Genomic DNA, 17474 nt, shown 5'->3' with positions numbered 1-17474 from the left:
GCTCCTTAATCCAGTCGCCGTTTGGTTTTCATCCACGTCAACCCGATAAACATCGCCGCTGACGCCATTAAAAACAGCGTGTTGACGATCAGCACCACCGGAATATTCCCCGCCAGGAACAGGCTTTGCAGCGTGCTCACAAAGTAGCGCGCCGGGATAACATAGGTCACGGCGCGGATCACCGCAGGCATACTGTCTATCTGGAAGATAAACCCGGACAGCATAATTGATGGTAAAAAAGCGGCGTTCAGCGCCACCTGCGCGGCGTTGAACTGGTTGCGGGTGATGGTGGAGATGAGCAGCCCCATGCCCAGCGTGCTGAGTAAAAACAGGCTGGTGATAAAAAACAGCACCACCAGCGAGCCGCGATACGGCACGCCGAGGATAAAAACTGACACCAGCATGCAGAGCAGCATCGCCAGCATGCCGAGGAAGTAGTAGGGGATGAGCTTGCACAGCAGCAGCTCGACGCGCGTCACTTCGGTAGAAAGCAGCGCCTCCATGGTGCCGCGCTCCCACTCGCGGGCGATCACCAGCGAGGTCAGGATCGCGCCGATTACCGTCATGATAATCGTCACCGCGCCCGGAATAATAAAGTGCTGGCTGATGGCGGCGGGGTTAAACCAGTAGCGCGTCTGCACGTCGATCAGCGGTTTAAATTCTTCACCCCGATCTTCCGCCCGCTGCATCTGCCAGAGCTGCCAGATCCCCTCCGCGTAGCCCTGCACGAAGTTGGCGGTGTTCGGCTCGCTGCCGTCGGTAATCACCTGGATCGGCGCATCGGTATTCGCCCGCGCCATATTGGCGGCAAAATCCACCGGAATGACGATCAGACCGCGAATTTTCCCGGCCTGCATTTTCTGGATCAACTCCTGCCTGTTATCGCTGATGGTGGCGTCAATGTAGGGTGAACCGGTCATGGCGTGAGTAAAGTCCAGCGCATCTTCACTCTGCTGCTCCAGCAAAATCCCGACCCGCAGCTTGCTGGAATCCAGGTTAATGCCGTAGCCAAAGATAAACAGCAGCAGCAGGGGGATCACCACCGCAATCAGCCAACTGCTGGGGTCACGCACGATCTGCCGCGTCTCTTTAATGCACAGCGCGCGCACCCTGCGCCAGGAAATGGCATTACTGCGCATGGGCATTCTCCTTATCCCAGTCGTGGATGAGGGTGATAAACGCCTGCTCCATGGTCGGATCCGGAACCTCATCGTCGGCGGCCTGGTTTTTCAGGTCGTCCGGGGTACCGTGGGCGATCAGCTTGCCGCGATACACCAGCCCGATGCGGTCGCAGTACTCCGCCTCGTCCATGAAGTGGGTGGTCACCATCACGGTCACCCCTTTTTCCACCATGCTGTTGATGTGCAGCCAGAACTCGCGGCGGGTAATGGGATCAACGCCAGAAGTGGGTTCATCCAGAAACAGAATATCCGGCTCGTGCATCAGCGAGCATGCCAGGGCCAGCCGCTGCTTAAAGCCGAGCGGCAGCTCGTCGGTGGCGTGGGAGGCGATGTTGGTTAAGGCGAAGGCATCGCTCATGCGGCGGATTTTCTCGTTCTGTGCCCGCCCGCGCAGGCCGTACACGCCGGAGAAAAAGCGCAGATTCTGCTCGACCGTCAGGTTGCCGTACAGGGAAAACTTCTGCGCCATATAGCCGAGATGCTGGCGCGCCTTGCCGGAGCTGACCTTCAGATCCATATCCAGCACCAGCGCCTTGCCGGACGTCGGCACCAGCAGGCCGCACATCATCTTAAAGGTGGTCGATTTTCCCGCGCCGTTCGGTCCGAGCAGGCCAAAAATCTCCCCGCGCTTCACCGCAAAGTTGACGTTGTCGGTGGCGGCGAAATCCCCGAACTTTTTGGTGAGGGATTTGGCTTCAATCACCGTTTCGCCCGGCGTGCCTTCCACCGTATGCAGAATGGCGGCAAGCGGCGACTCTGAGGTACCCGCGCCGCCCAGCAGGTCGATAAACGCGTCCTCAAAGCGCGGCGCGGTCTCTTCCATCTCAATCTCAGGCATGCCGGGCGCCTGGCGAATATCGTCGACGGTGGCCTCTTTTTTGAGGATCACCCGTACCGAGCGGCCCTGGATCATCCCGTCGCTGACCTGCGGCAGCCTGAGCACCCGCTGCAGCAGCCTGCGGTTAGACTCCTGCGGGCTGTGCAGCAGGAAGCTGCGCCCGGCCATGCTCTGCGTCAGCGTCGTCGGCTCGCCCTGATAAAGCAGTTCGCCTTCGTTCATCAGCAGCACGTCCCGGCACTGTTCCGCTTCGTCGAGGTAGGAGGTGCTCCAGAGGATCAGCATCCCGTCGCCCGCCAGCTCGTGCACCATCTGCCACAGTTCGCGGCGCGAAATCGGGTCTACGCCGACGCCGGGCTCGTCCAGCAGCAGCACTTTCGGCTCGCCGACCAGCGTGCAGGCCAGCCCCAGCTTCTGCTTCATCCCGCCGGAGAGCTTGCCCGCCAGCCGGTCGGTGAACGGGCCGAGGGAGGTAAACTCGAGCAGGCGCGCGAAGGTTTTCTGCCGCGTTTCGCCGGTGACGCTGCGCAGGTCGGCGTACAGGTTCAGGTTTTCCATCACCGTCAGGTCTTCATACAGGCCAAACTTCTGCGGCATATAGCCGAGCATGGCGTGAAGGGCTCCGTCATCCTCGGTCGGGTCAAGGCCGAGCACGCTGGCGCTTCCTTCATCCGGCTTGAGCAGCCCCGCCAACATCCGCATCAGCGTGGTTTTCCCCGCGCCGTCCGGGCCGACCAGCCCGGTCACATAGCCTTTCCGGATGGTGCAGTTCAGCGGCGCGACGGCCGGTTTGTCCATTCCCGCGAAGCGTTTAACCAGATTGTTGAGCTGAATAACTGCGTCATTCATGTCGTTCCCCGTTGTTCACTTTTACGGTGACGGGCATGCCCTGACGCAGCGCGTCGTCCGCATCGGTCACGATGATGCGCAGGCGATACACCAGGTCGGTACGCAGATCAGGTGTTTCAACGGTTTTCGGCGTGAATTCGGCGGTAGGGGAGACAAAGCCCACTTTGCCGTGATACGGCTTGTCCGGGCGACCGTCGGTATAGAGCAGCAGCTCGCGGCCCGGCTGCATCTGGCCAAGGTTCGGCTCATCAACGTAGGCGCGTACCCAGACAGGGCGGGTCAGGGAGAGCGTTAAGACGGTGCTGCCCGCGCTGAGCATGCTGCCCGGCTCCACGGCGCGGGTCATCAGCATGCCGTCAGACGGCGCGATTAAGGTGGTGTCGTGCAGATCCAGCTCTGCCTGGGCCAGCTGCGCCTGCGCCTGTTCAAGGCTGGCTTTCGCCTGGGCGATATCCTGCGGGCGGTTACCGGTGTGGTACTGGCTTAATTTATCCTGCGCGGACTTCAGCGTGGCCTGCGCCTGGTCGCGGGACGAGCGCGCATTTTCCAGATCGTTGACAGAAATAGTGCGGCTTTTCCACAACCCCTGCTGGCGCGCGTAGAAGTTCTGCGCGTAGTCATAGGCGGCTTGCGCCTGCTTAACGGCGGCGGCGGCCTGGGCGATCTCTTCGTCGCGATAGCCTGCCAGCATCAGGTCATACTGCGCCTGGGCGACGGACACGCCCGCTTTGGCCTGCAGCAGCGCATTCTCATAGGGCGCTTTATCCAGCATCCCCAGCGTCTGCCCGCTTTTAATGGCATCGCCTTCGTCAACGCTCAGTGAGGCGAGACGTCCGCCCACGCGGAAGCTCATGTTCACCGTGCGAATATCCACGTTGCCGTACAGCGTCAGGCCTTTATCCTGATGGCTCTGATACCACAGCCATCCACCGACTCCGGCGGCAAGCAAAACAATAACCACCAGAATGATGGCGACAGGTTTTTTCATGACTTCAGGCTCCTTTGCGTTAAGCCTTGCAGGATCAGATCGACGTGACAGGCGATCACCTTGCTAATCTGCGCGGCTTTATCCTCATCAAATTGTGTCCAGCCGGTGCGTAACAGGATGGTTTCCCTGCCCAGACGGAAGGCAAGGATTTCACCCAGCAGGGCGTGGGTATGCAAAACTGTCTCGGTATCACTGGCGTCCCGACCGGTATAGGCGGCGATCAGCCGGGTCAGGTGCGAGTGCATTGGCTCAATCACCCGATCGTGTACCCGCTGGTAGGCGACGGTCGGGGAGAGCTGCTCCCGGGAGATAAACTTGCTCAGGTTGAGCGTATCGTCGTGCGTCAGCAGGCGGATCATATCGTGGCAGGCATAGAGAATAAGCTGGCGAACGGCGGCGCGATCGGGCGACGGCTGGCCGAGCAGCGCGGTGGCTTCCTCAACGTGCGGGTGAAACTGCGTGCCGATAAAATCGGCGATCCACTCGGCGCAGGCGAGGTATAAATCCTCTTTTGAGCCAAAATAGTAGGTAATCGCCGCAATGTTCTGCCCGGCCAGCGCGGCAATATCGCGCGTGGTGGCATGCAGCCCGTACTCACCAAACTGCGCCAGCGCGGCGGCGATAAGCTGATTTTTGGCCTGTTCACCTTTGGTTGTTGTGGGGGTCGTATTCATGGCGGCATTAAGAATTAATCAATCGATTGATTAAGATTATGCCTGATTCCCGCTAACGTCGAGGGAACGCTGAGGGATATTTTATGCGCCACGTCACAAAAGCTGCTACACTCCGCTCCTTCGCGACATTGTGGTTTTTGTCCTCCCCTATTCGTTATATCTCCCTGAAAACTACACCTGTGATGGTCGGGGCGGTTCGGAGTTTTTATGTCTTTTGATTCCCTTGGCCTGAACCCGGAAATTCTGCGCGCGATCGCAGAGCAGGGCTACGTTGAGCCAACCCCAATCCAGCAGCAGGCGATCCCCGCCGTTCTTCAGGGCCGTGACCTGATGGCGAGCGCCCAGACCGGTACCGGCAAAACCGCCGGTTTTACCCTGCCGCTGCTGGAACTGCTGGTAAAAAACCAGCCGCACGCCAAAGGCCGTCGTCCGGTTCGTGCCCTGATCCTGACCCCAACCCGCGAGCTGGCGGCGCAAATTGGTGAGAACGTGCGTGACTATAGCCGCTATCTCAACATTCGTTCGCTGGTGGTTTTCGGCGGGGTAAGCATCAACCCGCAGATGATGAAGCTGCGCAGCGGCGTCGACGTTCTGGTTGCGACTCCAGGTCGCCTGCTGGATCTGGAGCACCAGAATGCGGTGAAGCTGGACCAGGTTGAAATTCTGGTGCTGGACGAAGCCGACCGCATGCTCGACATGGGCTTTATCCACGATATTCGTCGCGTGCTGGCCAAGCTGCCTGCGCGTCGTCAGAACCTGCTCTTCTCCGCGACCTTCTCCGACGAGATCAAGGCGCTGGCGGAAAAGCTGCTGCATAACCCGCTGGAAGTGGAAGTGGCGCGCCGCAACACCGCCTCCGAACAGGTGACGCAGCACGTTCACTTTGTGGATAAAAAGCGCAAGCGGGAACTGCTCTCCCAGATGATCGGCCAGGGCAACTGGCAGCAGGTGCTGGTCTTTACCCGCACCAAGCACGGCGCCAACCACCTGGCGGAACAGCTGAACAAAGACGGCATTCGCAGTGCGGCGATCCACGGCAACAAGAGCCAGGGCGCGCGTACCCGTGCGCTGGCTGAGTTCAAATCCGGCGACATCCGCGTGCTGGTGGCGACCGACATCGCCGCCCGTGGCCTCGACATTGAAGAGCTGCCGCACGTGGTGAACTACGAGCTGCCAAACGTGCCGGAAGATTACGTTCACCGTATCGGCCGTACCGGCCGCGCGGCGGCAACCGGTGAAGCGCTCTCTCTGGTCTGCGTGGACGAGCACAAGCTGCTGCGTGACATCGAGCGCCTGCTGAAGAAAGAGATCCCGCGCATCGAAACCCCGGGTTACGAAGTGGACCCGTCAATCAAAGCCGAGCCGATTCAGAACGGTCGTCAGGGCGGCGGTGGACGTGGTCAGGGCGGCGGCGGTCGCGGTCAGCAGCCGCGTCGTGCCGAAGGCGGCGCGCCGAAATCATCCGGCAAACCGCCGCGTCGTAACAACGACAGCAAACCGGCGGGTGAAAACCCGTGGCGCAGCGGCGAGGGGAAACCGGCAGGAGAAGGGCAGCGTCGACGCCGCCCGCGCAAGCCTGCTAACCCGCAGTAATCTGGAAGCCCGGTCGTAAAGCCGGGCTTTTCTTTTTGCGGCAGCGAAGAGAAAGTGCCACAATAGTGGCTGTTTATACAGTATTTCAGGTTTTCCAATGGCTTTAACCGCTGCGCTCAAGGCGCAAATTGGCGCATGGTATAAGGCGCTACAGCAGCAGATCCCCGACTTTATCCCCCGAGCGCCGCAGCGGCAGATGATTGCTGACGTGGCAAAAACGCTCGCCGGGGACGACGGGCGACATCTGGCGATTGAAGCCCCGACCGGCGTCGGGAAAACCTTGTCGTATCTCATTCCCGGCATCGCGATTGCGCGGGAAGAGGACAAAACGCTGGTGGTCAGCACCGCCAACGTGGCGCTGCAGGATCAGATCTTCAGCAAAGATTTACCCCTGCTGCGCAAAATCATCCCCGACCTGCGGTTTACGGCAGCCTTTGGCCGCGGGCGTTACGTGTGCCCGCGCAACCTGGCGGCGCTGGCCAGCAGCGAGCCGAATCAGCAGGATCTGCTCGCGTTTCTGGATGACGAGCTAACGCCAAACAATAAGGCCGAGCAGGAGCAGTGTGCAAAACTCAAAGTCGAGCTCGACGGCTATAAGTGGGACGGCCTGCGGGATCACACCAGCCAGGCCATCAGCGACGACCTGTGGCGCAGGCTCAGCACCGACAAAGCCAGCTGCCTGAACCGCAACTGTCACTACTACCGCGAGTGCCCGTTCTTTGTCGCCCGGCGCGAGATTCAGGAGGCGGAGGTTGTGGTCGCAAACCACGCGCTGGTGATGGCGGCGCTGGAGAGCGAAGCGGTGCTGCCGGAGCCCAAAAACCTGCTGCTTGTGCTCGATGAAGGCCACCATCTGCCGGACGTGGCGCGGGATGCGCTGGAGATGAGCGCCGAAATCACCGCTCCGTGGTTCCGCCTGCAGCTGGATCTCTTCTGTAAGCTGGTGGCGACCTGCATGGAGCAGTTCCGCCCGAAAACCACGCCGCCGCTGGCGGTGCCGGAGCGGCTGAGCGACCACTGTGAAGAGGTCTATAGCCTCATTTCATCCCTGAACAACATCCTGAATCTTTATCTTCCGGCAACCCAGGAAGCCGAACACCGCTTTGCGATGGGTGAGCTACCGGAAGAGGTGATGGAGATCTGCCAGCAGCTGGCGAAACATCTGGAAAAGCTGCGCGGGCTGGCGGAGATGTTCTTAAACGATCTCAGCGAGAAAACCGGCTCGCATGACGTGGTGCGTCTGCACCGCGTTCTGCTGCAGATGAACCGCGCGCTGGGGATGTTCGAAGCGCAGAGCAAGCTCTGGCGGCTGGCCTCGATGGCGCAGGCGTCCGGCGCGCCGGTCACCAAATGGGCCACCCGCGAAGTGCGGGACGGGCAGGTGCACCTCTTTTTCCACTGCGTGGGCATCCGCGTGGCAGATCAGCTGGAAAAGCTGATCTGGCGCAGCGTGCCGCACGTGGTTGTCACCTCTGCCACGCTGCGTTCCCTGAACAGCTTCTCAAGGCTGCAGGAGATGAGCGGGCTAAAAGAGAAAGCGGGCGACCGTTTCGTGGCGCTGGACTCGCCGTTTAACCACTGCGAGCAGGGAAAGCTGGTCATTCCGCGCATGAAATTTGAGCCGCTCATCGACAACGAAGAGCAGCACATCGCGGAAATGGCGGCCTACTTCCGCGAGCAGATCGAGAGTAAAAAGTACCCCGGTATGCTGGTGCTGTTTGCCAGCGGGCGGGCGATGCAGCGCTTCCTCGAACACGTCACCGATCTGCGTTTACTCCTGCTGGTGCAGGGGGATCAGCCGCGCTACCGGCTGGTGGAAACCCACCGTAAGCGCATTGATAACGGCGAGCGCAGCGTGCTGGTGGGGTTGCAGTCGTTTGCTGAAGGTCTGGATTTGAAAGGCGACTACCTCACGCAGGTGCATATCCATAAAATCGCCTTCCCGCCCATCGACAGCCCGGTAGTGATCACCGAGGGGGAATGGCTGAAAAGCCTCAACCGCTATCCGTTTGAGGTGCAGAGTTTGCCTGCGGCGTCGTTTAACCTGATTCAGCAGGTCGGGCGCTTGATTCGTAGCCACGGCTGCTGGGGCGAGGTGGTGATTTATGACAAACGTCTGCTCACCAAAAATTACGGCCAACGGCTCCTGAACGCGCTGCCGATCTTCCCGATCGAACAGCCGGAAGTGCCCGAGGTAAAAAAACCGCCGGTCAAACTGACCGCAGGGCGCAAGAAAAGCCTCCGTGCTAGGGGGCGCGGTCCTACTGGTAAATGAAGGTCACCTGCACCACGCTGCTGAACGTTCCTGCCGTGACCGGCAATGAGGTGGCGTAATAGCGGGCGGCCAGCGGGAAATCCGCCGTGTGATTGTCCTGGTTGATCAACACGCTGAAGCTGGCGTCCGGGGCAAGCGAGATCTGATCCTGCGGGTCGGCAAGCTCCAGCGCCAGTCCTTTCGCGGTTCCGGTGCTGGCGAATTTAGTCGGATGAATGCTGTCTGGCTGACCGTGAAAGGTGGCCGTGGCCAGCACGGAAGTGGTTGGGCATTTCGACAGGGTTAAGTCGAATGATCTCCATTGTCCGGTATCGCCCACATCCTTAAAATCGCCGGTATTCGCTTTGCCCAGATTGACCGTCAGGTTCTGGCTGGCGCTGTCTACCTGGCAGGCGTTGGCGTAAATGTTTCCGCGAATATCGAGCTGAATCTCTTCCGCCAGGCTCTGGCTGGCGACTCCAAGGAGTAAAAGGGCTAATAAGGTTTTCATTTGTAGGCCACCGTAATGGTTGCGACGGCATTCGCCGTTCCGGGCGTCACCTCCGAACTGGTTTGTTCGTAAGAGACGCTGAAGGGATATTGCGAGCGGATATTGGCATAGGCGGTAAAGGTATCCATGTATTGCCCGAAAACAGGTATCTGACCGTTAAAGAGCATTCTCACCCCCACGCCGGTCGCCACGCCGTTTTCCGGCGTTAATTTGATCACGCCAGGAAAATTCGTTTCATAGCCATTGGCGCTGGTGACCATCATTTCCGGCTGTACATCCTGATCGCAGAGCATGTCGATATTGAATACCGACTGGGAGACCAGGGTTCCCGGACCGGTAAAACGGCTCACCGGAAAATCCCCCAGCGTGACGGTCAGAGATTTGGGTGATACGGTACAGGTGACTGCTTTAACCACCACGTTACCTGAGTAGGAGAGGGTGTTTGGATAACTCAAGCTTTCTACTTGCTCAACACCAAAGCCAAATTGTGTATTACTGGATGTGAGTGTACCGGCGGTTACCACCTCGCTGGTTTTCACCAGTTCCAGCGAGACGTCGAAGCTAAACGCAAATGAACCATCGCTACCGCTCGAATCAGACACTTGACCCACAGAAGACTTAGTTGTGCAGATTTGGTCTGCTGCTCCCATCACACGCTCCCCTTTACTGTTTCGGAGCGACACGCCGATCCCGGCAACACCCGACTCATAAACACCAGGGATATTGGGAGTCTCTCTACCCAGACCGTGGTAACAGGCAATGATCTGACGGCCTGCGTCTTCGGCTGTATAGCAGCCCCCCGCAATGTGAGCCGAACGTTCCGTTCCCGGGATGGTCTCTCCCACGGGAAGGCTGGTAGGCACTGAAATAGACGCTAACGACAGCAGCGCTGGTAAATTTGGTGAGACACAGTTGGCCTTTGCGTGCGGCATAAAGAGTGCTGCCGTCGCCAGAACTAAAAGTAAGAAAAACGATTTTGCTATCTGCATTATGATCGGTCCGGTGTTAATCAGTGACACTGCGCGGCAGCGTTAATAATGTTGGTGTCATCCTTCTCTTGCGTCAGGGCGTAATCGGCGACGCAATGCTCGCTCGCCTCCTTGCCCCAGGAAACGAAAAGGCGTCCGTGCTGCGGCAGTCCGGTGAGATACACCAGGCCGTCGTTACCGACGATAAATTCACTGCTCTTGTCTTCCGTGGTGACCGTTGCGCCAAAGGGCAGCGGTTTGTCTTTCCAGGCCAGCGTCATTAAGACGCGGTTGCCCACGCGAGTATCGAAGCTGGCGCGAACTATCGCGCCGCGCGTTGGTGTCACCGTCTGCGAGGCGTGTGTCACGTCGGCATCGTCTGGCAGCGTCTCGGTATCCAGCGAAATTGGGTTGTGACGCCACGGAGTGACAAAGGGCACCAGCGTATAGCCGCGATAGTCCGTTTCCACGCCCGTCTGGTTGGCAACGTGCGTGCCGTGCGTTCCCGGCGCTTTAATCAGCACCACGGTTTCGCCCAGGGTCTGACCAAAGGTGACGCCGTCAGAGTGGGCGACGATGCCGCCCTGGATCCCGGCGTTCACGGTGTACTGATGGCTGTCCTGGCTTACGCCGCCGCGCACTTCACCGTAGGTGGCTTTGTAATCCGCATTCATACTGGTGGAGGTGTTGTTATTGGCGCTGTCCAGTCCCTGCTGAACGTTCCAGCTCAGCTTGTCTCCCTCCAGCGCGGTACCATTCAGGCCCAGGTTGTGGGTGGTGCCGTCTTTACCGTTGTTCAGGCTGTAGTTTGCCCAGGTGTTAGGCAGCCAGCGGTCGAGCGGAACCGACACGTTAAGGCCGATTTGTCGGTCATAGCTGATGGATTTACCGTCCTCGTCCGTGTCGTCGCTGTTTTTATTGACGCTGTAGCTCAGGCTATAGCTCACGCCGTGCCAGCTATTGTTGTAGTTAACGCTCAGGGAGGTCATATCCTGACGCTGGCTCCAGTAACTCTCTTTCACCAGGCTTAGCGTCACTGAACCCCACTTGTCGCCAAGCGTCTGGTCGACGGTGGCCTCCGCCCGTGCGCGGCGCTGCTGTGGAGCGGACCAGTCGTTTGCACTGGTCCAGGACTCCATGGTGTCCTGTAGGGTGTAAAAGCCTTTGCTGTTGTAGCGATAACCCGCCAGCGAAAAGTGAGTGCCGGTCGCGGTAAAATTTTTGCTGTAGCGCAGACGAAGGGATTGCCCGTTGCTGGTTTTGCGCTTTTTCAGTAACGCTTTGGCGCGGGTAACGTCTACGGAGAACGCCCCGAGGTCACCAACGTTTTTCCCTGCGCCGAGCGCGGCGGAGTGGTAATGCGAACTCTGCTGCGTACCGCCGTAAACGGTGACTCCGTGTGACAGACCATAGATGGCGCTGCCCTGGGCGAAAGGGGTCTTCTCAACCTCTTTATCGTATGAACGGTAGCGCCCTGCAGCGACGCTGTACTTCAGGTGTTTTTCCCGCTGCAGCACCGGCACGGAGGCAAACGGCACCACGAAGTGACTCTCGCTGCCGTCGGTCTCTTTTACCGTGACGTTCAGATCGCCGCTGCTGCCGGTGGGGTAGAGATCGTTAATCTCAAACGCGCCGGGGGCGACGGTGTTTTGGTAGATAACGTAGCCATTCTGGCGAACCACCACCTGGGCGTTACTGTGCGCCGTACCGCGCACCACCGGGGCATACCCGCGCTCGCTGTCCGGCAGCATGTCGCTTTCGGTAGCCAGCTGTGCGCCAGTGTAAGAGACACTGTCGAAAACGTCGGCCTGGGTGCTGCTCTGTCCCACGGTCAGCTCGCTCTTCAGCCCCACGATATCGCGCTGGGCATAGGTATAGACCGGGGTCAGCTTGCCGTCGCCCTGACCGCCATCCGAATTGTGGTTCCAGGTGCTGTAATTTCGCACGCGCCAGGCACCGGTGTTAAAACCGGGGCGCAGGTTAATAAACTGGCTGCTGTTGTCCGCTTTCCCATGCTGGCGGGCGTGGCTTTGGCTGGCGTTAACGCTATAGTTCAGGATGCCCGCGGTGATCCCTTCGTCATACTCTTTCGGATCGATATAGCCGCGAGGCACCTGGCCCAGCGCCGACTGGGGAATACTCAGCAGTAGTTGCTGGTTTTTGATACGGAAAGTCGCCGAGGCCGAAGGGATGGCGCTGAGATCCGCGCATTCCCCTTTTGCCGCCAGCTTTGGATAATCTTTGGTTTTGATGCCCAGATGCGTTAATTCATCCAGACTCAGGCAGGGCTGCAGGGAATCATCTCCCTGCGCATCTTTTTGTAATGTAAAAAGGACGTCACGGGTGTCGATTTTATTGTTATTGACGAACATCGTGACCTGATATTTGCCTGGCGCCTGACCGGGACCGTTTTCATAAACAGAGAGATCGGTCTTTGCCTGCTCTGGATTATCAATATCCAGCAGGGCAGGGTTAAAATAATCATCAGCGTGGGCCTGCAGCGCGCAGCATGTCACCGCTATCCCACAAAAAGTGGGCAGCATTTCACGCAGTCGACGTAATAGCGGCTTAGTTGTGCTGTACATGATTATCCAGGCGTCAAATAGAGTATTAACGAACGGATGCAGACCAGGTTTTACTGATGCTTCCGTAATCGTTAATGACCGACCAGCTTACGGTGTTACCGCTCATATTTGCCGGAAGGGCAAAGCGGGTAGAGGTATCTGGCACAGCCCAGGTAGCTTTTGCCACTTTTTGGCCGTTCAGCGTTACGCTCTGGAAATTCATATAGAAAGGCGTGGGGTTGTTTACCACCAGATCATTACCTTCGCGGTGCCATTCCAGTTTATCAGCCACTGCTTCAGGTTTGCCTTTAATCGATGCAGGGCGATACAGCAATTTAATACGGGTATTAATGGCTATTTGTAATGTATTAACGCCCTCTTCATGACTTGAAGAAGGAATGGCTTTAATATTTAACCAGTACAACGACTCGCGATCTTCTGGCATATTTCCGCCGGTGCGCACCACGCGCAGCACGTTATCTTCTTTAGCGTTCAGACGGAACAGAGGCGGGGTAATCAGAAATGGCGCTTTACCGCCTTTTTTCAAGCCGGTATCCACCCAGGACTGTACCAGATAGTTAATATCATCCGGATTGGAAATCCCAATCGAAGACTCTTTTTTCTCTCCCTGATAAACCAGTCGGGTGCCATTAATAATCACACCTGCATGGGCTGTTACTGCGGTCAGTAAAAGTGCGCTTAATAAATAACTGTGTCGCATAAATCTGTCTCAAAGAAAGAGGAGATATTAACCTTCGCGTGAAGGCGAATATCTCCTTATTGATCGTATCAGTTATAAATAACTGTAAAAGTAGACGCTGAGTTAGCCTGGCCGGCAGTGATCGATGCCTGTGTCTGTATATAACGTGCGCCAAACTCCAGATTATTTACCGTCGTGCCAGCAGCTAAAGGATACTGCTTCGAAGGCGTATATAAACTGACGGGCTGTTCGGAAGAATCCACCAGCTGAATCGCCACGCCAGTTGCCGTCGTCGCACCCGGGGTCAAGGCCAGCGTGGTGTTATTATCCGCATCTGGCGTACCACCGAAGTTGATGGCTGCTGATGTGACCGTTTCCGGGCAGTTTTTTTATCTGAATATCAAATTTCGTTAAGGTGCTGGTAGAGCCTGCGCCGGTAAACGCTGTTTTGGAGACTTTGCCCAGCGCAACATTCAGCGGACTGCTTAAGCCGTTAACCACCTGACAGGCGGAATCGATAATTTCACCTGTGAAGTTAATTTGCCCTTCACCGGTGGATGCTGCGAAAGAAGATGCAGAGCATCCCAAAGCGGCAGCAATGAATAAAACTAAAGTGACTTTTTTCATATTTAAACCTGTATGTTTCTCCTTTCGACATCTGCATCCCGCATTATTCGAAGTTATGTCTCAACTACTCACCGCCGACTATTTAATCAGAAAATTCAGGCCGGGGAAGGTCCCGCGCGGCTTCCAAATAATTCAATTAATTCTTGAAAAATAATTTTTCTTACTAAAACAACTGATTATAAAAAACCGCAGGGTGGGCAAAAAAACTAACAGCGGAGTCATCATCAGGGCTATATTGTTGATAACCTGCTGTAAGGAGAAATGTCGTGGATTATCGTAAAATTATCAAAGAGGTAGGCAGAGGCAAAAACCACGCCCGCGATCTGGACCATGAAACCGCGCGTGCGCTTTATACCCGCATGCTTAACGGCGAGGTACCGGAGCTGGAGCTGGGCGGTATCCTGATTGCGCTGCGTATTAAAGGCGAAGGTGAAGCGGAGATGCGCGGCTTCTATGATGCCATGCAGGCGCAAACGCTGCGCTTAACGCCGCCGGTGGCTAAACCGATGCCGATTGTGATCCCGAGCTATAACGGCGCGCGCAAGCAGGCAAACTTAACCCCGCTGCTCGCTATCCTGTTACACAAGCTGGGGTTCCCGGTGGTGGTGCACGGCGTTAGCGAAGATCCCACTCGCGTGCTGACGGAGACCATTTTCGGGATGCTGGGCATCGAGCCAACGCGTCATGCCGGCCAGGCGCAGGCGAAGCTGGATGGCCATCAGCCTGTTTATATCCCGGTCGGCACGCTCTGCCCGCCGCTGGAAAAGCAGCTCGATATGCGCTGGCGCATGGGCGTGCGCAACAGCGCGCACACGCTGGCGAAACTGGCCACGCCGTTTGGCGAAGATGCCGCCCTGCGTCTCTCCAGCGTTTCTCATCCGGAATACGTGGCGCGCGTGGGCCAATTCTTTGAGGCAATTGGCGCAAGGGCGTTGCTAATGCACGGCATGGAAGGCGAGGTTTATGCGAACCCGCAGCGCTGTCCGCAGGTGATGCTGATCGATTCTGCCGGTACGCGCGCCGTTCTGGAACGCGGGGAAGAGAATGCCGGAGTGATATTGCCTGAGGCAAAAGATCCCCATACCACAGCCCACTGGATTGAGCAGTGCCTTGCCGGCAATGTTCCTGTTCCGCATTCGATCAAGCTGCATATGGCCTGCTGTTTGCTGGCGACCGGAGAAGTGGAATCCGTTCAGGCCGGGCTTGAACGCGTGGCGCAGGCGTTTTAGACAAAAAAAAAGCCCGTCCAGTGGCGGACGGGCAAGCAAGGGTAACAACAACAGGGTCAATGAGGGTGGAGCAGCTCACCAGAGGGTATGGCGAGGGTACAGCATTCATTCAGTCGATTATTTGTAGATAACCGCGGTACCGCTCAGCTTGTTATTGCCGTTAGCGGAGGTAATGGTGTATCCGCTTGCACCGGCAGCAGCGGCTTTCTCAGCCAGTTTGGCTTCCAGGCCGTCCAGAGTGGTTGCGCCATCAGCACTCACCACACCGACTTTGTTCATGTTCTGTGCCTGAGTAGAAGAGACAGGCTCTACGGCGAAAGCGCCGAAAGACAGAGCGGACAGGGCAACAGCAGCTACAGCATATTTGATGGTTTTCATAATTAATCTCTCGCAGGTGTTTCTGTTAAGGGGACGATGTTCCGTCGATGTGATAAGTATCACGGTTTTTTGCGAGTGATAAAATCGAAGAGAATTGACGTGGTTGCTCAAAAAAATTGAATGACAAATAACTTATTGAATATTAATAAATTCAAAGCACCCCTTTACACTTCTTGCGGATGCGCTTTACAGAAGCGATACGAAGGGCACGTTTTGCTACGCGTCTGGCTAAAAACCGTGAGCGTAAAGGAACGTGCAGGCTCGGTTAGCCCGGGTAAAGTAAAGTCAACGCAACTGGCTGTCTTTCGAACCTCTGCGATTATATCCTGAGTGCGATGAGTTTTTCGAATCTTTATGCTGCTGACACGTAATGCAAAGCCGCACGCCGGGGATGGCTTTTCGACGCGCCTCCGGAATGGGTTCTCCGCATTCTTCACATTCCGTTAAGCTTTCGCCGCGCGGAATTTCACCGCGGGCACGCGCAACCGCATCTTCAATTGTACTGTTGATCTGTTCGTTAACAGCGTCGTCATTTGCCCAGCCGGAAGCCATAGCGTCCTCCTGAAATCGGTTTAGGCCATATGGTTACTATGGGGTTAAAAAATGAACAATCAAGGCGAAGGGAGAAGAGAACTGCACCCGTTGGACAGATGCAGTCTTGTGGAAGAGACAGGTTATTTATAGATGGTCGCAGTGCCGTACATATGGTTATCTCCGCCAGCGGAGTTCACTACGAATCCTTTTGCACCTTCCTGACGGGCTTTTTCGGCGAGCTTAGCCTGCAGATCGTCAAGGTTACTGGCACGGCTTACCGAAACGGTGCCCGCAGGGCGTAGCTGGCTGGTGTCAGTACTCTGGGTCAGCGACTGGACGGCCATGGCAGAGAAGGACGCGGTCGCCAGGGCGGCTGCGATAACAGCAAGGGTCAGGTACTTTTTCATAATCACATCCTCATGAGGAAACAACAGGTGATTCCCTTTAAGTTTAGAAGCCTGACGAGTGTGACTTAGCGCAAATATTTGATGATGATCTGCTTATTTTTTGAACGATATAAATTGACAATTCGCTGACGGATCATAGACATAAAGGTGTTTGATTTATGGCTATTTTTTGAACGCCGCAGAGAAAGATTTACCGTTGGGCCAGCAAAGGGTATCTTACGCCGCTGTTTAAAGGAGAATGCCATGACTGCCCAAAAGCCGGGATTGCACCCGCGAAATCGCCACCGCAGCCGCTACGACATGAACGCGTTATGCCTGAGCTGTCCGCCGCTGCAGGACTATCTTGTTCAGACCCCAGCGGGTGAGCCCTCGGTTAACTTTGCCGACCCGCACGCGGTTAAAATGCTGAACAAAGCCCTGCTGGCGCATTTTTACGGTGTGGCTCACTGGGATATTCCGGAAGGCTTTCTCTGTCCACCCGTGCCGGGCCGCGCGGATTACGTTCATCACCTTGCCGACCTTCTTGCCGAAGGCAATGAGGGTGTCGTGCCACAGCAGGCCACCATTCTGGATATTGGCACCGGGGCGAACCTGATTTACCCGCTGATCGGGGCGCATGAATATCAGTGGCGCTTTACCGGAAGCGAAATCGGTGACGAGGCCTTTGCCAGCGCCCAGGCGATTATCAGCGCTAACCCGGGATTGAGCCGCGCTATTCGCCTGCGTCGTCAGAAAGACGCGGCGTCGATATTCAACGGCATTATTCACAAAAACGAAAGCTATGACGCCACGATGTGCAATCCGCCGTTCCATGATTCAGCGGCATCGGCCCGTGCGGGCAGCGAGCGCAAGCGCCGTAACCTGGGTCAGGCTGAAGACGCCGCGCTGAACTTCGGCGGACAGCAGCAGGAGCTCTGGTGTGAAGGGGGCGAAGTGGCGTTTATCCTGCGCATGATTGCGGAAAGCAAACAGTTTGGCCGCCAGGTGAAATGGTTCACTACGCTGGTTTCCCGCGGGGATAACCTGCCGCCGCTCTACCGCGCGCTGACCGAAGCGGGCGCCGTAAAAGTGGTGAAAAAAGAGATGGCGCAGGGCCAGAAACAGAGCCGGTTTATCGCCTGGACGTTTATGGACAATAACAAACGTCGCAAATAGCACCCTGTCATAGGCCGGGTAAGG

Annotated in this window: 15 protein-coding genes and 1 pseudogene; 4 read left to right on the top strand and 12 right to left on the bottom strand. The window is 57.0% G+C overall.

From position 1 onward, the window contains the following. Window positions 1-5: 5 nt before the first annotated feature. Genes SPH27_RS07685 through cecR form a run of 4 tightly spaced genes read right to left on the bottom strand, consistent with a single transcriptional unit; the run spans window position 6 to window position 4530 of the window. Window positions 6-1139: an ABC transporter permease gene (locus SPH27_RS07685; protein ID WP_045142921.1), complete on the bottom strand. Its 1134-nt coding sequence runs from the start codon at window positions 1137-1139 to the stop codon at window positions 6-8. Continuing rightward, window positions 1129-2868, bottom strand: coding sequence for an ATP-binding cassette domain-containing protein (locus SPH27_RS07680; protein WP_322435623.1), 1740 nt, complete (start codon window positions 2866-2868; stop codon window positions 1129-1131). The genes SPH27_RS07685 and SPH27_RS07680 overlap by 11 nt, the downstream gene beginning before the upstream one ends. Continuing rightward, entirely contained in the window at window positions 2861-3856 is a 996-nt protein-coding gene (gene hlyD, locus SPH27_RS07675; RefSeq protein WP_182071410.1) for a secretion protein HlyD, read from the bottom strand. The genes SPH27_RS07680 and hlyD overlap by 8 nt, the downstream gene beginning before the upstream one ends. Then, window positions 3853-4530 (bottom strand): transcriptional regulator CecR, encoded by a 678-nt coding sequence (gene cecR, locus SPH27_RS07670; protein ID WP_058841687.1) that lies wholly within the window; start codon window positions 4528-4530, stop codon window positions 3853-3855. The genes hlyD and cecR overlap by 4 nt, the downstream gene beginning before the upstream one ends. A 207-nt stretch (window positions 4531-4737) precedes the next feature. Between cecR and rhlE the strand changes: the two genes are divergently transcribed. Both rhlE and dinG read left to right on the top strand, forming a co-directional pair. Beyond that, window positions 4738-6123, top strand: a complete 1386-nt coding sequence (rhlE, locus tag SPH27_RS07665; protein WP_033144989.1) for an ATP-dependent RNA helicase RhlE — start codon at window positions 4738-4740, stop codon at window positions 6121-6123. A gap of 97 nt (window positions 6124-6220) precedes the next feature. Then, entirely contained in the window at window positions 6221-8398 is a 2178-nt protein-coding gene (gene dinG / locus SPH27_RS07660) for an ATP-dependent DNA helicase DinG (RefSeq protein WP_182071411.1), read from the top strand. Here dinG and SPH27_RS07655 read toward each other — a convergent pair. The 5 genes and pseudogenes from SPH27_RS07655 to SPH27_RS07635 all read right to left on the bottom strand — a co-directional run bounded on the left by SPH27_RS07655 (window position 8385) and on the right by SPH27_RS07635 (window position 13747). Next, window positions 8385-8888: a fimbrial protein gene (locus SPH27_RS07655; RefSeq protein WP_182071412.1), complete on the bottom strand. Its 504-nt coding sequence runs from the start codon at window positions 8886-8888 to the stop codon at window positions 8385-8387. The genes dinG and SPH27_RS07655 overlap by 14 nt on opposite strands. Beyond that, on the bottom strand, window positions 8885-9877 hold the full coding sequence (locus SPH27_RS07650; protein WP_182071413.1) for a fimbrial protein: 993 nt from the start codon (window positions 9875-9877) through the stop codon (window positions 8885-8887). The genes SPH27_RS07655 and SPH27_RS07650 overlap by 4 nt, the downstream gene beginning before the upstream one ends. 20 nt (window positions 9878-9897) lie before the next feature. Beyond that, window positions 9898-12441, bottom strand: a complete 2544-nt coding sequence (locus tag SPH27_RS07645) for a fimbria/pilus outer membrane usher protein (protein ID WP_182071414.1) — start codon at window positions 12439-12441, stop codon at window positions 9898-9900. 25 nt (window positions 12442-12466) lie between these two features. Beyond that, entirely contained in the window at window positions 12467-13141 is a 675-nt protein-coding gene (locus tag SPH27_RS07640) for a molecular chaperone (RefSeq protein WP_182071415.1), read from the bottom strand. A gap of 68 nt (window positions 13142-13209) precedes the next feature. Further along, window positions 13210-13747 (bottom strand): annotated as a pseudogene (locus tag SPH27_RS07635) (fimbrial protein). A gap of 266 nt (window positions 13748-14013) precedes the next feature. On the opposite strand from SPH27_RS07635, the gene ybiB reads away from it, so the two are divergent. Further along, a complete protein-coding gene (gene ybiB, locus SPH27_RS07630) occupies window positions 14014-14976 on the top strand; it encodes a DNA-binding protein YbiB (protein WP_322435622.1) in 963 nt (320 codons plus the stop codon). Between the two features lie 117 nt (window positions 14977-15093). On the opposite strand, the gene ybiJ is transcribed toward ybiB, so the two are convergent. From ybiJ to mcbA, 3 genes are all read right to left on the bottom strand, one after another. Then, a complete protein-coding gene (ybiJ, locus tag SPH27_RS07625; protein WP_023310874.1) occupies window positions 15094-15354 on the bottom strand; it encodes a DUF1471 family protein YbiJ in 261 nt (86 codons plus the stop codon). Window positions 15355-15639: 285 nt separating this feature from the next. Then, window positions 15640-15906 carry a DksA/TraR family C4-type zinc finger protein gene (locus SPH27_RS07620; RefSeq protein ID WP_033144995.1) on the bottom strand — a complete coding sequence of 89 codons (267 nt, stop codon included), beginning with the start codon at window positions 15904-15906 and terminating at the stop codon, window positions 15640-15642. A gap of 122 nt (window positions 15907-16028) precedes the next feature. Beyond that, window positions 16029-16295 carry a DUF1471 family periplasmic protein McbA gene (gene mcbA, locus SPH27_RS07615; protein ID WP_032661263.1) on the bottom strand — a complete coding sequence of 89 codons (267 nt, stop codon included), beginning with the start codon at window positions 16293-16295 and terminating at the stop codon, window positions 16029-16031. A gap of 243 nt (window positions 16296-16538) precedes the next feature. On the opposite strand from mcbA, the gene rlmF reads away from it, so the two are divergent. Continuing rightward, complete coding sequence (gene rlmF, locus SPH27_RS07610; RefSeq protein WP_182071418.1) at window positions 16539-17450, top strand: 23S rRNA (adenine(1618)-N(6))-methyltransferase RlmF; 912 nt, start codon at window positions 16539-16541, stop codon at window positions 17448-17450. The last annotated feature ends 24 nt before the right edge of the window (window positions 17451-17474 follow it).

This window comes from Enterobacter sp. A103, from assembly GCF_034427535.1.
GTDB lineage: Bacteria > Pseudomonadota > Gammaproteobacteria > Enterobacterales > Enterobacteriaceae > Enterobacter > Enterobacter asburiae_B.
This window is presented reverse-complemented; position numbering and strand designations above follow the sequence as displayed.

Coding starts and splice junctions, on each gene's coding strand:
- SPH27_RS07685 (WP_045142921.1), bottom strand. CDS start 1,139: ATGCGCAGTAATGCCATTTCCTGGCGCAGGGTGCGCGCGCTGTGCATT.
- SPH27_RS07680 (WP_322435623.1), bottom strand. CDS start 2,868: ATGAATGACGCAGTTATTCAGCTCAACAATCTGGTTAAACGCTTCGCG.
- hlyD (WP_182071410.1), bottom strand. CDS start 3,856: ATGAAAAAACCTGTCGCCATCATTCTGGTGGTTATTGTTTTGCTTGCC.
- cecR (WP_058841687.1), bottom strand. CDS start 4,530: ATGAATACGACCCCCACAACAACCAAAGGTGAACAGGCCAAAAATCAG.
- rhlE (WP_033144989.1), top strand. CDS start 4,738: ATGTCTTTTGATTCCCTTGGCCTGAACCCGGAAATTCTGCGCGCGATC.
- dinG (WP_182071411.1), top strand. CDS start 6,221: ATGGCTTTAACCGCTGCGCTCAAGGCGCAAATTGGCGCATGGTATAAG.
- SPH27_RS07655 (WP_182071412.1), bottom strand. CDS start 8,888: ATGAAAACCTTATTAGCCCTTTTACTCCTTGGAGTCGCCAGCCAGAGC.
- SPH27_RS07650 (WP_182071413.1), bottom strand. CDS start 9,877: ATGCAGATAGCAAAATCGTTTTTCTTACTTTTAGTTCTGGCGACGGCA.
- SPH27_RS07645 (WP_182071414.1), bottom strand. CDS start 12,441: ATGTACAGCACAACTAAGCCGCTATTACGTCGACTGCGTGAAATGCTG.
- SPH27_RS07640 (WP_182071415.1), bottom strand. CDS start 13,141: ATGCGACACAGTTATTTATTAAGCGCACTTTTACTGACCGCAGTAACA.
- ybiJ (WP_023310874.1), bottom strand. CDS start 15,354: ATGAAAACCATCAAATATGCTGTAGCTGCTGTTGCCCTGTCCGCTCTG.
- SPH27_RS07620 (WP_033144995.1), bottom strand. CDS start 15,906: ATGGCTTCCGGCTGGGCAAATGACGACGCTGTTAACGAACAGATCAAC.
- mcbA (WP_032661263.1), bottom strand. CDS start 16,295: ATGAAAAAGTACCTGACCCTTGCTGTTATCGCAGCCGCCCTGGCGACC.
- rlmF (WP_182071418.1), top strand. CDS start 16,539: ATGACTGCCCAAAAGCCGGGATTGCACCCGCGAAATCGCCACCGCAGC.